Annotated in this window: 13 protein-coding genes; 5 read left to right on the top strand and 8 right to left on the bottom strand. The window is 41.1% G+C overall.

From position 1 onward, the window contains the following. Nucleotides 1–213: 213 nt before the first annotated feature. From G1O98_RS30665 to G1O98_RS30640, 6 genes are all read right to left on the bottom strand, one after another. Nucleotides 214–1,161 carry an NF038130 family PEP-CTERM protein gene (locus tag G1O98_RS30665; RefSeq protein WP_163936231.1) on the bottom strand — a complete coding sequence of 316 codons (948 nt, stop codon included), beginning with the start codon at nt 1,159–1,161 and terminating at the stop codon, nt 214–216. A 489-nt stretch (nt 1,162–1,650) separates the two neighbouring features. Continuing rightward, nucleotides 1,651–2,853: an LL-diaminopimelate aminotransferase gene (locus G1O98_RS30660; RefSeq protein WP_163936237.1), complete on the bottom strand. Its 1,203-nt coding sequence runs from the start codon at nt 2,851–2,853 to the stop codon at nt 1,651–1,653. Nucleotides 2,854–2,914: 61 nt separating this feature from the next. Further along, nucleotides 2,915–3,250 (bottom strand): thioredoxin family protein, encoded by a 336-nt coding sequence (locus G1O98_RS30655; protein ID WP_012410311.1) that lies wholly within the window; start codon nt 3,248–3,250, stop codon nt 2,915–2,917. A gap of 174 nt (nt 3,251–3,424) precedes the next feature. After that, nucleotides 3,425–4,201 (bottom strand): PspA/IM30 family protein, encoded by a 777-nt coding sequence (locus G1O98_RS30650; RefSeq protein WP_012410312.1) that lies wholly within the window; start codon nt 4,199–4,201, stop codon nt 3,425–3,427. A gap of 162 nt (nt 4,202–4,363) precedes the next feature. Beyond that, on the bottom strand, nt 4,364–5,119 hold the full coding sequence (locus tag G1O98_RS30645) for a PspA/IM30 family protein (RefSeq protein ID WP_163936228.1): 756 nt from the start codon (nt 5,117–5,119) through the stop codon (nt 4,364–4,366). Nucleotides 5,120–5,367: 248 nt separating this feature from the next. Next, nucleotides 5,368–6,723: a hypothetical protein gene (locus tag G1O98_RS30640; protein ID WP_163936225.1), complete on the bottom strand. Its 1,356-nt coding sequence runs from the start codon at nt 6,721–6,723 to the stop codon at nt 5,368–5,370. 153 nt (nt 6,724–6,876) lie between these two features. Here G1O98_RS30640 and G1O98_RS30635 point away from each other — a divergent pair, with 153 nt between their 5' ends. Both G1O98_RS30635 and G1O98_RS30630 read left to right on the top strand, forming a co-directional pair. Further along, nucleotides 6,877–7,416, top strand: coding sequence for a DciA family protein (locus G1O98_RS30635; protein WP_163936234.1), 540 nt, complete (start codon nt 6,877–6,879; stop codon nt 7,414–7,416). A 472-nt stretch (nt 7,417–7,888) separates the two neighbouring features. Then, a complete protein-coding gene (locus G1O98_RS30630) occupies nt 7,889–8,206 on the top strand; it encodes a hypothetical protein (protein WP_163936222.1) in 318 nt (105 codons plus the stop codon). Nucleotides 8,207–8,333: 127 nt separating this feature from the next. On the opposite strand, the gene menB is transcribed toward G1O98_RS30630, so the two are convergent. After that, nucleotides 8,334–9,167 (bottom strand): 1,4-dihydroxy-2-naphthoyl-CoA synthase, encoded by an 834-nt coding sequence (gene menB / locus G1O98_RS30625; protein ID WP_163936219.1) that lies wholly within the window; start codon nt 9,165–9,167, stop codon nt 8,334–8,336. A 140-nt stretch (nt 9,168–9,307) separates the two neighbouring features. Between menB and G1O98_RS30620 the strand changes: the two genes are divergently transcribed. Both G1O98_RS30620 and G1O98_RS30615 read left to right on the top strand, forming a co-directional pair. Then, entirely contained in the window at nt 9,308–10,132 is an 825-nt protein-coding gene (locus G1O98_RS30620; protein ID WP_163936216.1) for a DUF2887 domain-containing protein, read from the top strand. A 362-nt stretch (nt 10,133–10,494) separates the two neighbouring features. Then, nucleotides 10,495–11,340: a hypothetical protein gene (locus tag G1O98_RS30615; protein ID WP_163936213.1), complete on the top strand. Its 846-nt coding sequence runs from the start codon at nt 10,495–10,497 to the stop codon at nt 11,338–11,340. An 83-nt stretch (nt 11,341–11,423) separates the two neighbouring features. Here G1O98_RS30615 and menD read toward each other — a convergent pair whose 3' ends face one another. Continuing rightward, the gene (gene menD, locus G1O98_RS30610) at nt 11,424–13,178 is read right to left on the bottom strand and encodes a 2-succinyl-5-enolpyruvyl-6-hydroxy-3-cyclohexene-1-carboxylic-acid synthase (protein WP_163936210.1); all 1,755 of its coding nucleotides are present in this window, start codon (nt 13,176–13,178) and stop codon (nt 11,424–11,426) included. 160 nt (nt 13,179–13,338) lie between these two features. On the opposite strand from menD, the gene folB reads away from it, so the two are divergent. Then, a complete protein-coding gene (gene folB / locus G1O98_RS30605) occupies nt 13,339–13,707 on the top strand; it encodes a dihydroneopterin aldolase (protein WP_163936207.1) in 369 nt (122 codons plus the stop codon). Nucleotides 13,708–14,353 lie beyond the last annotated feature (646 nt).

The raw sequence follows: 14,353 nt of genomic DNA, 5'->3' as shown, positions 1-14,353 counted from the left end.
ATGTAAGATAATGCAATTGTACGAGATTGCTGTTATAAATACGTTGGCAAGGATCTAAATACATAGACTCTTACAAAGGATTCATTTTTTGGAAATATTATTAAAAATACATAACTTAGAAAATTAAATTATTTTCTCACTGGAAGAAAGTATTCATAAAAAAGGGAGCTAACAGCTCCCTTTTTTATTTGTAGTTTTAAACTTGCAATCTTCTTAAATAGATGCTTTTTTCAATTTGCGTTGTGTGGCAAAGACACCAGCCACACCCAATAGACCAAGCATGACTGATGGTTCTGGAACTGCTGCGGGAGGTATACCTTGGATGGTGATTTCATAGTTACCACTGTGAGACTTGCCATCAGCACCCGGCCCCGAATTGTTGCTTAGTCCGCTTTGTGTAGCAGAAAAGCTGTAACGGAAATCAGTCTTGCCATTGTATGTAACTTTAACAACTTCACTAGCTTGAAATCCATCTTTAAGAAAATTACCAAAACTTCCTAATAGAGGCGCATAGTAATCTTTTAAATTGTAGTGACCCGCTAACCCAATTTTAATATCGCCAGTGGTGTCATTTTGATTAACGTAAGAGATATTAGGATCGCTAGAGCGTTGGAAACCACCAATACCATAAAATGCGTTAAAGGCTTGCTGACGAATAAACGAGCTAGGAGTAAAACTTGGTAGATTTAGTGCCAATTTAATTGCAGATTCATTGCTTGCGAGACCAGCTGCATCATAAAATTGGTTAAACCAAGTATTTGCAAAGTTATTTGCCCCATAGCTTGTACTTAATCCTGACCCAGTACTAAACCAATCTGTTGCTGTCAGACTACTCAAGGTAATACTTTTGTCACCAATTTGTCCTGTCAAAGTGGTATTCTTGCTGAAATCAAAACCAGACTGCTCACTGCTGGCTCGTAACTCTACGTTTCCAGTGGGGTTTGCAGCATTGCCATCTAGGACTTTCTGGACGTTTGTCTGGGTATTTGGCAACAGTATAGTACTGTTAACCGATACATCATATACTAAGTAATCAATGGCTGCTGTTCCACCAATAGTAGCGCCGGTGAGGGTTCCAGCTTGTGCTGGTACAGTAGCGATCGCGCTCACACCAATAGCCATTGAAGCGCCAATTACAAGTTTGTGAAAAGTCATCTTCATTTTTTTCAAGTCTCTGTCAGTTTGGAAATTAAGTTTTAAACTATTGCCGTTTATAGGCTTGGGCTGTCTTGACTACAGGCTTTTGGCAATACGGCAGCTTGAAAACGCCACCTGCATTGTTAGCCAACTTTGGTAGCTGAACGTACAAACCCACTTTAAGAGATAGGAAGACCTGATTGGGTAAAGTTACTTCGGATTATCAATAAAAATATGAAGAATATTTCTAGATTTTTATACGTCTAATTACTTAGGTTTCTCAATATTACTAATATTAAAAATTACAGATAAAATATTTGAAATTCAGTAGAATACGGTTATTCATAGGGCAATAGGGTTCAGATAAGCTTTTTCTCTACCCCTGCCTCAACGGATAAATTTCTTAACTGAACCGTATTGATTTATAGAGGCGCACGGCTGTGCGCCTTTGCTGCGTCTTCTATTCATAGACTTTGCCGCAAAAAATCTTTGGCGTTCAGCTTGAGAAGAAATTTAATAAAGGAACTGGGCAATTCTTTCCACAGCAGTTTCTAATAAAGGTGGCTCATGTACTAAGGCAAAACGGACATACCCTTCCCCAGATTTGCCAAAGCCAGCACCAGGCGAAGCAGCGACACCAGTTTGTTTAACTAGCTGGGTACAAAATTCTATGGAGTTTTGACTCCAAGCTGAGGGCAATTTTGCCCAGATGTACATTGTGGCTTTGGGAGTAGGAACATTCCAGCCAATGGAGTGTAAAGCAGTGATGAAGGCATTACGGCGTTGCTGGAAGATAGCGACAGCAGATTTTACCCCAGCTTGAGGGCCAGTTAGGGCTGCGATCGCACCATTTAAAATTCCCCGATACTGATTAAAATCAACGGCAGCTTTTACCTGGCGTAAGGCGTTAATTAACTCGGCATTACCAATGGCGTAGCCAATGCGGAAGCCGCCCATATTGTAGGACTTGGAAAGGGTGAAAAATTCAATCGAGACGCTTTTCTCTGGATCAGCTTGCAGAATTGAAGGGACTAAGGATTTTGGATTGGGAGAAGAATCTGCCCACTCCCCAGTTTCCTGAAATACTAAATCTACGTAGGGGAAATCGTGAACTAAGGCAAGATTGTGTTGTTGACAGAAGGCGACAGCTTCTTGGAAGAAAGATAAAGGAGCGATCGCTGAGGTGGGATTGTGAGGATAACTTAATACCATCATCCGCGACTGGGCCAAAACTGGGGCGGGAATATCCGCAAACACTGGTAAAAAAGCGTTTTCTGCCCGTAATGGCATCGGGTAGATTTGACCACTGGCTAGGTAGACTCCCCCAGCATGAGAGGGATAACCAGGATCGAGCAACAGGGCAAAATCTCCTGGATTGAGCAATGCTAGAGGTAAATGGGCTGTACCCTCTTGAGAACCAATCAGAGGTAGTACCTCAGTTTGGGGATCTACTTTGATGCCAAATTTTTGTTCGTACCAGTTGGCTGCGGCTTCACGAAACGCAAGAGTACCGTTAAACAACAAATAGCCGTGGGTACTGCGATCGTGGAGAGATTGGGCGATCGCCTCAATGACGTGCGCCTCGACTGGTAAATCAGAAGACCCCAACGACAAATCAATTACTTCTTGTCCAGCGGCCAAAGCAATTGCCTTGGCTCTGTCCATATCAGCAAATACATTAGATTGCAGGGGTTGTAAACGCTTTGCAAATTGCATGTTAGTCATTAGTCATTTGTCATTGGTCATTAGTCATTAGTTATGGACTATTAACTATTGACTAATTACTATTTAAGTGCGTATCTAAGAGTTCGAGTAACTTATCTTTACCGATGACTCCCTCAGTCGAAATTAAAACTTCCTGGCCCTGAAATAGTCTCAGAGCCGGAACACCTTCCACTTGGTACTGCTTAACAGTGAGTGGGTTGGGGTCAATTTCCATTTTCACGACTTTGAGGCGATCGCTATATTTGCTAGCAGCTGAGTTAATCATGGGCGACATCAATTGACAAGGCCCACACCAGGAAGCCCAAAAGTAAACTAATACAGGCTGTTCAGCTTTTAACACTTCTGTTTCAAACTCAGCATCAGTTATGGTGATTACAGCCTTACTCATTGCAGTCTCCATCCGGTGGCGATCAAAGTTGGCACACACAATACTTTATCCCAAAGTAGTCAATAGTCCATAATCAATAATTCATAGTTATTTTGACTGTTAACTATTGACTAATGATATAAAATCCCACAACCAATAGGCGTGGGACTGGCTCAAATAAGTTTTCTGGCAATTTTATAGTTGATCCAATTGCTTGCGTAGGGAATCCAACTCGGCATCAACCACTTCATTAGACTTAGCAGGAGTGGTTTCTTGTTGGGGTGGAAGTTGTGCTTGAGTTACTGGAGTAGCGGGTGGTAGCATTTGCGCTTTCAAAGCTGCCAATTCATCATCAACATCGCTACCACCTTCCAACTGAGCAAATTGGGTTTCTAAATCTGCGCCTGCTAACTCTCCTAATGCCTGGGCCCGGGATTCTTGCATCAAGACTTTTTCTTCCATCCGCTCGAAGGCAGACATTGCACTGCTGGTATTCATCCCACGCACCATGCCTTGGAGTTGCTCTTGGGCTTTGGCAGTTGTGATCCGAGCTTTAAGCATTTCTTTCTTGGTTTTAGCCTCAGAAATTTTGCTTTCCAGCTGGATTAAGTTGCGCTTGAGGGTTTCAACTTGAGTGCTTTGGGTATCTAAACTAGCTTTGAGGGCGGCGCTGGTGTCAGTATAAGTCTTTTTCCGTTCTAGGGCTTGCCGTGCTAAATTCTCATCACCCTTTTGTAGGGCTAGTTGAGCATTGCGTTGCCACTTATTGATTTCATTTTGAGCATCATTGTACTGTTTCTCACTGCGTTTTTGGGCGGCGATCGCTTGGGCTACTCCCTGACGCAGCTGCACCAAGTCTTCCTGCATTTCCAGGATGGCTTGTTCTAGCATTTTTTCGGGGTCTTCGGCTTTGTTAACCAGGTCGTTGAGGTTAGAACTAACTACGCGCTTAATGCGATCGAATAATCCCATAACTTTGTTTTTCCTTGTTTGGTTTACGCTTTTTGCTGGACAGTTAGCTTTTTTACTTTTTAATAGCTACCTATTTCAATGTAATCTTTCCGGTTGGAATCAGTACGTTATAACAACTCTTAATTGTTAAGATATCTCCAAACTGGGGTAATTAGCCGAACTTCAAGAGTCTTGAGTTTTGGGTAACTGCTGTTGGGGAGGCTGTGCCGTATTCTGCTTCTCCTCGGTAAGCAGATTGTTGTGCTGTGTGTTTTCTGCCTGATTTAAAACCTGCACCTTCATCGCGGCTAATTCAGTATCCACATTATTAGTAGATTCCAAGGAAGTAAATTGTGTTTCCAAGTCGTCGCTACCGAGTTGAGCGATCGCTTCTGAATGAGCTTCTATTTGTAAAACTTTTTCTTCCATACGCTCAAAGGCGCTCAGACTGCTGGTAGCAGAAACTCCCCCAAGCATTTCCTGGAGGCGAGAAGAGGCTTCTGCGGAACGGGCGCGAGCAATATACATATCTTTTTTTGTTTTCGCCTCGGAAATTTTTAACTCTAGCGATCGCATATCCTTTTTTAGCCTAGCGACTATATCGTTTTGCTGCTCTATCTGAGAAAAGAGGGCTGTACTGGTTTCTTTATAAGCTTGGCGCTTAGTCAAAGCTTCACGTGCTAGAGGTTCATTGCCTTGTTGTAAGGCCAATTGGGCGCGACGATACCATTCTTCTGTTTGAGAGTTGGCAGCCGCCGCCTGTCGTTGGGTGCGTTTCTGGGTAGCGATCGCTTGTGCTACACCCGAACGCAACTGCACCAGATTTTCCTGCATCTCTAGGACAGTTTGCTCTAAAATCTTTTCTGGATCTTCTGCACCACCGATCAAACTATTGAGATTAGCGCGAATCACCCGCAGAATACGCTTGATTAATTCCATATCGGCTCTCCATTCACGAAACTCAATGCTGAGTAATGAGTGCTGAGTAATGAGTAGAAAAATTTGTAGTAGGGTAGTTATGAAGTGCTGAATACTCAGTAATTTAATTGAGTATAAAATTTTTGTCGTAGTGTCATAAACAAGTCAGATTTTGTATCTACTACTCAGCACGGGCTAAACCTTAGCTATCTGCTAACAGCACTCATAAGTCAGGACTGTTATCTCATGGTATCGTAGATTTTTGCAACTTATGGTTGCTGAACTCGTGCCTTAATTCCCTTTGTCTGTAATAATTGCATCTGTTTTTGTACTTGCTCTTTAGTCTTAAAAGCACCGAGATAAATCAATTCTTTGTTGGGTGATAAATAAGCATCAGGAATTACTTGCCGTGCTGAAGCAAAAGCTGCACCTTTATTATCTATCACGACATGGTAGAACCCATCTGTTGCTGGTTTGATTTCTGCATTAGGCTTTGGTGAGGCTGCGATTTGCTGGAGCGAGGTTTTTGCCGTTGAAATGGGAGGTAAATTTAGGGGAGGCAAGGGTTGTACAGTTGGTACTGGCGCTAAAGCGATCGGATTTGTCGGTTTTAGGGCTGTATTGGGGTTAGACAATGGCGCTTGAGGATTTACAGGGTTTTGGCGAACGGCTGGATTAGGCACTACTGCGACGGTTGGTTGGACTTTAGGTTGTAAGCCAACTAGATCATTAGGATCTCTCACATCAGGAAACTCTTGGGCCGCAAGATTGGGATACATAGATGATGTGCTTGGTGGCTGGATCTGAGGTAGGACATTACTCCCAACTTCTTCAGTATTTCCTGGCGCGGGAGACGAGTTTCCGTTAAACAACTTGCCTAAATTCCATTGAGGCAAGCCTTTGGGATTGAATACTACATAACCCAAGGTAAGACTTGCTAACAATAGCAGCAACATTGAGCCAATACCTAAAGGTGATAGCAGACTGTCACTAGAATTGCTTGTTTTTTGGGTTTCTGGTTGTTCTTCTGTCAGACTTCGCAGTAGTGCTTCACTAGATTCTAAGTAGTCATCTGGGTGCTTAGGGGTGTTATCTGTCTGCAAAAGATTTTCGCTCTTAGTATCTTTAACAATTGCTGGCACGATGCTGCTACTAAAATTGGGCGGTGGCGGTGGAAGTTGAGTTTGTGTTTTAGCAGAATCTTGGGTAGAGGGCACATTGAGATTATTTGGTTCTTCGGTATTTGCCGTAACTGGCGCTCGGTTCACCTCATGATTCACAACTATAGAAGATGCTGGTGGTACGTCAATTTCTGTAACTGGTGCTGGGGTTCCCTGATGATTCACAGGTACAGCAGGCGGCACGTTAGTTTTAATTTCCGTTACTGATGACTGAGTTGTTCCCAATGTTGTAGGAATGGCAGTCAAAGACTGGGTTTGACTGCTCATGTAACTTGCAACTCGGCGTTGGTTTGATGACACTAAACCATTTCGCGTGCGTCGGTATCGAGCTAACTCTTGATCTAGCGGTACTTCTAAACTTGCTAGTGCTGCTGTTAGTGCTGGTTTCAACCCAGGCGTTTTAGACGATTGAGTACCGGAATCGTTTAGGGGGTTTTGAGTCATTGCCTGTGTGCCTCAAACGTAGATTTCTGGAATAACTATAGATATATTTCTGACAATATTAGCGAAAATTATTTAAATAGATAGATTGGGAATTAGAAATGCTTATTCTCCTTGTCTACCCTGCTCCTAACTCCTCACTTAGCACTTTGAATGATGTCGTTGAAATCAATTAATGATATTTTAGGCGTTCTGGAAAAGCAGTCTAAATGGCAGGAGCAACCATTTCAACACTTGCTCAAGTGTTGGGTAAGTGTTGTTGGCCCAGTGGTTGCCGCAAATACTCGACCATTGTCGATTCAACGCGATGTTTTGTCGGTAGCAACTTCTAGTGCTGCTTGGGCGCAAAACCTGACTTTTGGTCGCACGTCTCTGCTTTTAAAGTTGAATAAAATACTGCCAACACCTTTGGTTGATATTCGCTTCTCTACTGCTAGCTGGCAGAATCCATCTGTCGAGAGAAAACAGCAACAAACGGTTTTGCCCCACGAGCATCCCAGTTACCTTGGTGATGAGATTAGCCGCCCTGATGTTACACCCACCAAGGATGTAAATGCTGCTTTTGGGCATTGGACGAAGATTATGCGATCGCGATCGCATGGCTTACCCCTTTGTCCTCAATGTGAATCTCCCACCCCTCCCGGCGAACTTCAGCGCTGGGCAGTCTGTTCTGTCTGTGCTGCTAAACAGTTTTAAAGCGAGTCAGTCTTGACTTGAATTGAACGCAAAATATTTCAGCGATTATTCCTTGAGCAGAATTTATCTTAAAGTAATTTGCTGCCGCCATCTAGAGAAGTTCGTTCTAATTCTTGAGAAAAAAGATGTTTTACAGCTAAAATATACCAAACGTGGTATACAAACCAGACTATTTATTTGAAATTATATGCCTTAAGCCATCCTTAAGGAGGAAGTTAAAAGGCTAAATAAATCAAAAGCTTTAGTTTTAATCTTGATCCCTAATAAGTTTTAGCCAAAATCAATAGGTAATCACTCTCCAGATTATTTATAAATATAACAAGATTATAAAAATATCCTAAAGTTTATTTTTTCGTCGGGATCGCTGAAAGCTATAGAAAATAATGGTTTTTTGGCTTTTTTCCCTCTTTATATATAGAAGCAAAATATAAAGATGAAATTCAGCCGAAAACGGCACTAAAGATGAATCCGAATGAAACCTATTAAATTTTTAGCATCTGCCTGTAAATATTGCCGTCATTACCAGCCAGAAGGTCGCCGTGGTGGAACATGCCAGCAGTTGGGAGCGCCAGTCCAAGCAACTTGGAAGGCTTGCTCCTTGGCGCTCCCACCTTTTGCACCTTCTTGGGAAACCTTGGAAGATGCTTGGACTTTGCCAGATGCAAGGCCAGTTTTAGCTTGTTCTCATTCCCCGGCTTCAGATTTAGATCATGCTGCTCCTGCTCCTGTAGAAGAAATAACTGCCTCTATATATTCTGAAGAGGCCAAGACTGAAGCAGTGTTTATTTAGTTATCCATTATTACTGAACCAATTTTGTAGTTTGCTTAAGATAAGATTTGCTTTTAAGATATTTAGTGCCATAAAAGTTGACATTTGCAAAAATCGCACCTCAATAAAGGGTGCGATTTTTGCAATTTTAAGGTAGCCAAGGAAAAGAGCGAAAATCTGGTGGACGCTTTTCGAGAAAAGCTTGTTTGCCTTCAGACCCTTCTTCTGTCATGTAATAGAGTAAGGTGGCATTGCCAGCGAGTTCTTGTAAACCAGCTTGTCCGTCACAATCAGCATTGAAGGCGGCTTTGAGACATCGAATTGCGATCGGACTTTTTTCTAAAATCTCCTGCGCCCATTGAATACCTTCCGCTTCTAGTTGTTCGACTGGGACGACGCAATTAATTAAGCCCATTTCTAGCGCTTGTTGTGCATCATATTGGCGGCAGAGAAACCAAATTTCTCTAGCTTTTTTTTGTCCCACGATGCGGGCGAGATAGCTGGCTCCAAAACCACCATCGAAACTGCCGACTTTCGGGCCAGTTTGTCCAAAAATGGCGTTATCGGCAGCGATGGTAAGGTCGCAAATCAAGTGTAGAACGTGTCCGCCACCGATCGCATATCCCGCCACTAGAGCAATCACTACTTTCGGCATCGAACGAATCAGGCGTTGTAAGTCCAGCACATTCAAGCGAGGGATACCAGTATCATCCACATAACCCGCATGTCCGCGCACGCTTTGATCGCCACCAGAACAGAAGGCATATTTGCCATCAGTATGTGGCCCATAACCAGTAAATAGGACAACGCCAATGGTAGTATCTTCACGAGCATTGCAGAAGGCGTCATACAGTTCAAAGACTGTTTCAGGACGGAAAGCATTGCGTTTATGGGGACGGTTGATGGTGATTTTTGCAATGCCATCAGTTTTTTGATACAGAATGTCTTCGTAGGTTTTGGCCGTTTGCCAGTTAATTTGCATTGGTATGAAGTGCGCTGTTGTGCTTGAGAATTTTATCGCGGACGTAGGGACATGCGATACCTGCGGTGGGCTACGCCTAGGCTAAATTGTTGTCTCAAGCCTTTACAATCTGGTAATTGTCTGGGTGTTGAGGAATAAAAATGCGACGTGACACCATCTTCTACAAATTATTTAAGCAATTTCCAGGATTGCTGTTTGAATTAGTAGATGAACCACCTTCAGAAGCGGAAAACTACCAGTTTGAATCAGTTGAGGTGAAAGAAACAGCGTTTCGGATTGATGGAGTATTTTTACCTCCAGCTGATGCAGTTTCCAAAACCGTCTTTTTTGCTGAAGTCCAGTTTCAGAAGGACGAAGACTTATATCACCGCTTCTTCAGCGAATTATTTTTGTTTCTCTACCGCAACTCTATCCGTTACGATGACTGGTTTGGGGTAATAATTTTTGCTTCTCGCAGCTTGGAACCTTCTAACTCAACGATTCACCGCGCTTTGTTAGAAAATGGTCAAGTCAGGCGGGTTTATCTAGATGAGTTAGGGGATTTGCGACAACAACCTTTGGGATTGGGTTTGATGTTGCTGACAAATATAACTTCTGAAACAGAAGTAGTGGAAGGGGCGCGGTTTTTATTGGAGCAAGCACAGCAACAATCGGAGCAAGCGATAATTGATTTAATTACAACGATTATTGTTTACAAGTTTTCTAACCTTAGTCGAGAGGAGATTGCAACGATGTTGGGACTGAATTTGGAAGAACCACGGGCTATTCGGGAAGCAAAGGAAGAAGGAGAAAGAACAATCATTTTACGACTATTAAATCGGCGTGCGGGTAATATTCCTGATACGCTTCTGTCTCAAATTCAAGGGTTATCAGTGGAACAGTTGGAAGCTTTAGGTGATGCTTTGTTGGATTTCTCTACTCTTGCTGATTTGGAAGGGTGGTTACAAGGTCAAGTAAGAGGGTAAGTTTCACCCAGATACGTAGAGGAGAGCGATCGCACCCGGTAAAATTCTCATAGCTACAAAACTTTGATGTATGTATTGCTGGAAGACACACGGGTATATCAGGAAGCGCTGGAAGAAAAAGTGCGATCGCTCGTCCTGCGACTGTTAAAAGGACTATTTGGTGAAATTGCTTAAGAAGGTTGTTGGAATTGAGATTGCGATCGCGGATTTGGAAAGGTTGTTACAAACAAGGTTAACTAAAAGGGTAAATCTCACACAGAAAAGGAGAGCGATCACTCATTCTTTTTTTTCAGTTCATCAATTTTATACAAGCAACTGGGTAAACTAAAAATGGAAGTTTTATTAATTTAAAATTCAAAAGTATGGGTATTTTACAAATGTCACTTATGACATTATACAGTGAATTAGAAAATATTTGTCGGCAACAAATATTAGATAGTTATCCTTCAGATTGGTCAGAAGATTACATTACCAGAAAAATAGTTTTTGAATATAGAAAACTATTTCGTGATATTCAAATTAATGGTCTATCTTCATTGACAATCAAGATTAATTCAGCAGCGTATAAGTTTACTGGAAAATCTGAAACTAAATTTGGTGACATAGGGCTTATTGTTAGAATTACGCATCCTGGCAACCGTTATTTTGAGGGAGTTACTTCTCTCGAAGCAAAAATAATACATAAGAATAAGAGAAAGTTTCAAGAGATTAAAGCTAGACAATTGAATATAATTAGCAGCAATGTTCAATATCCTATGCTATTACTATATGATAATAAATCTATCGAAAAGTTTCATGACTATTCATTTTTTCCTTCAACTGCAAAACAAAATCATGCAGTAGTTGTCCCTATTCACATAGTAGAATCAATTATTAGAGACAAAGTTCCAGATTATTTTAGTCAAAATAAAGCCCAAAATAAGTTACCCATAGAGGCAAATAGTAGTATATATCAATTTTCTATTCCATTGGCTTACCAAATATTATTTAGATACTTTCGAGGATTAGACTTAGATTTTAACCAACATTTAATCCAGCGTATAAAAGGTTATGAATTTGAGGATTTACTTGATATACAAAACAGAACATTGCCTCAATATCTGTTGCTGGTATCAGTAAGCTACGGAGATTTTGATAGTAATATAGAGTTTGATATTAATAGAGAGATTTTTAGGGAAATAACCTCTTCAGAACCAGAAGAATTCTAATTTTAAGGTTATTCACACCACAATAATTTTACCTAATCACCATATTTTATGTACCGTGATTAAGCCAACTTTAATAGAATGGTTTATATTATAACATCTGCGGCAAACTTTATTAAATTCTCTTGTCGCCACTTGGCATCTGCTTTACGATTTGTCCGCAACTCTAAAACCCGTATCCCTTTAGTTGGTAATGGGTTTAATCTTTGCTGCAACTGCTGCCAAGAAGTAATCAATTCATGCTGCACATTATAAGTAGCACACAACTGAGCAAAATCAATATCCTGGGGAGTGCCAAAAAATTCTTCAAATGGTGGATCAAATTTGGCAATGGGTAACATTTCAAAAATCCCACCGCCATTATTGTTGATTAACACAATCGTGAGATGTCCGACAAACTTATTGCGGATTAAAAACCCATTGGTGTCATGCAACAGAGCTAAATCTCCCGTTAACATCACACTACTTTGCTGGCGATGGGCGATTCCTAAAGCTGTGGATAATGTGCCATCGATGCCATTTGCACCTCGGTTAAAGTGCGATCGCACTCCTAAATTATTCGGTTTCCAGAAATATTCCACATCCCGCACAGGCATACTATTGGCAATAAATAAAGGCGTTCCTGGCGGTAAAATCTGAGAAATTAACCACGCTGCTTTACTCTCAATGATTTCATCTATTTTCCCCATCGTCTGATCAACAACTAATCTGACCTTCGCTTCCGCATCACACCATTGCTTTCCATAGTCTGAACAGAAAGATAAATTTATCTCCTCTACTTTTATATCTTCTACAGATATCCGTAAATGCGTTGTCCTCCCGTGCAAAGGGTCGAGGTTTTGATCGCTCTTGTCAATTACCCAACGTCGTGGTTGCGTTGCATCTATCCAGGTACGCAGTTCTTTACTCGTAGGCATTTCACCCACCTGAATCACCATTTCGGGCGCTAGCTGCTTTGCTAGTTGCTGATTTCGCAAAATCAGGTCATAAGTGGAAATCAAATAAGGGTTGAGTTCGGCATAATTTCTCACTGGAGAAAGCCCCTCAGCTAGCACGGGCCATTTGAGAGTTTGGGAAAGTTGCGCGATCGCTCTACAATACTCTTCTGGTTGTGACGGTTGGGCAACACCTGCAATAATGATACCGCGATCGCATTCTTTCCATAGTTGGGGAATGGGGAATGAGGAATGGGGAATGGGAGATGAGTTTGCTATTCCTACAAAGAAGTCTTCTGATTCAAACAGTGATTGCAAATAACTCAAGTCGGTTCCATCAGGAACAGGCGCTAAAGGATCGCGAAAGGGAATATTCAAATGTACTGGCCCCTTTGTAGGAGTTTGCGCTCTTTCCCAGCTATGAATTACTGTTTGTCGCAGATAAGCTAGCATTCCCAGATCGGCGGAGGGTAAGGCTAACTCTGTTTGCCAATTTGGGTAGTTTCCATATAATCTCAACTGGTCTACGGTTTGCCCAGAGTGACAATCTCGCAATTCTGGCGGTCTATCGGTAGTTAGTATCAATAGTGGTACGCGACTATATGAAGCTTCAATGACTGCTGAATAAAAATTTGCTCCTGCTGTACCAGAGGTACAAACTAGTACTACAGGGCGACCGGTTGCTTGAGCTTGTCCCAAGGCGAAAAAGGCGGCTGAACGTTCATCGAGAATGGAAATCGCTTCAATCTCAGGTGCTTGTTGAGCAAAGGCTATTGCTAAGGGTGTGGAGCGTGAGCCAGGACAAATGATGGCACAAGTCAATCCCAACCGCTTTAGTGTCTCTGTTAAAATGTAAGCCCAAAGTTGATTAACATTCCTATAAGCGATCGGCATTAAATCAAACATAGCTATAAAACAATCTGAAATTTTAGATTTTGTTTAGGGAAATTTAATTTAAAATCCATCTGGGAAAGTTTGGTGAAAAGAAGTCCAAGGGAGGGAAGCCGATCCTCGATACTTTCTTGCTCCACTTTCTACAAAATGCCCAATTTGCTCTCAAACTTTTATGGACTGCATTCATTTAACGGGAATTCGCTGCTATGGCTACACTGGGTATTTACCAGAAGAACAGGTGCTAGGACAATGGTTTGAGGTGGATGTGAGGTTATGGTTGGATATCTCCACAGCGGCCAAAACTGACGCGATCGAAGACACTTTAGATTATCGCAGCGTCATTAGCTTGATACAACATCTGGTCAAAACGTCTAAGTTTGCTTTGGTGGAGAAATTGGTAGCAACGATCGCAGATTCTATTCTCCAAGAGTGCGATCGTGTAACACAAGTCCAAGTTATTCTGAGCAAACCTGCTGCACCTATTCCAGATTTTGGTGGCAAAATTAGCATTGAACTTACTAAAAGTAAGTCCAATCTCTAAAGCACAAAACGTGTTTTTTTTGTCAATATCTATAAACTAGCAAAAACAGGGGGTTTTTATGGAGCGCGGAAGTATCTCACAAAGAGAATCTTTCCTGCCATTGCCCCCAGCACTTGCTCGTTATCAAAAAACACTAAAAAAAATCATGTTATTTGCTGATAAGCATTTAACATGCATATTTTCAGTTAAAAAAATTTGTGATTTAGTATTAACTAAAACCTATAAATACTTTTAATTGATACTCTTTCATCCACAATTAAAAATTTCATAACAATTCTTTGCAAAACTGTAAGAAATCAAGATTGCTTGGTGAAACAAGGGGCAAAATCTCCTTGTTCTGAAACAACCTTACAGAATTAGTAATAAGACAGTTTGAGACGATAATTTGCATCCAGGCTGAGACAAATGCTATTTGTAGACAACGTTTTATTAAACTCTTTAATTCCAGATAACGATTAATTTTTAGTAGTATTATAATCAATCGATATTATCATATTACAATACAAGATACTATATTAATTTTTCCAACTTATTTGAAAGTGGTAGACTGTGATTTTATTAATTTTTATTCTTGATTAATTTTGACATAGATACTATACTTGATGTTTATTTTATTTAAGAAAATAATTGATTGCATATTGTTGAA

It is taken from the genome of Nostoc sp. UIC 10630, assembly GCF_010747425.1.
GTDB lineage: Bacteria > Cyanobacteriota > Cyanobacteriia > Cyanobacteriales > Nostocaceae > Nostoc.
This window is presented reverse-complemented; position numbering and strand designations above follow the sequence as displayed.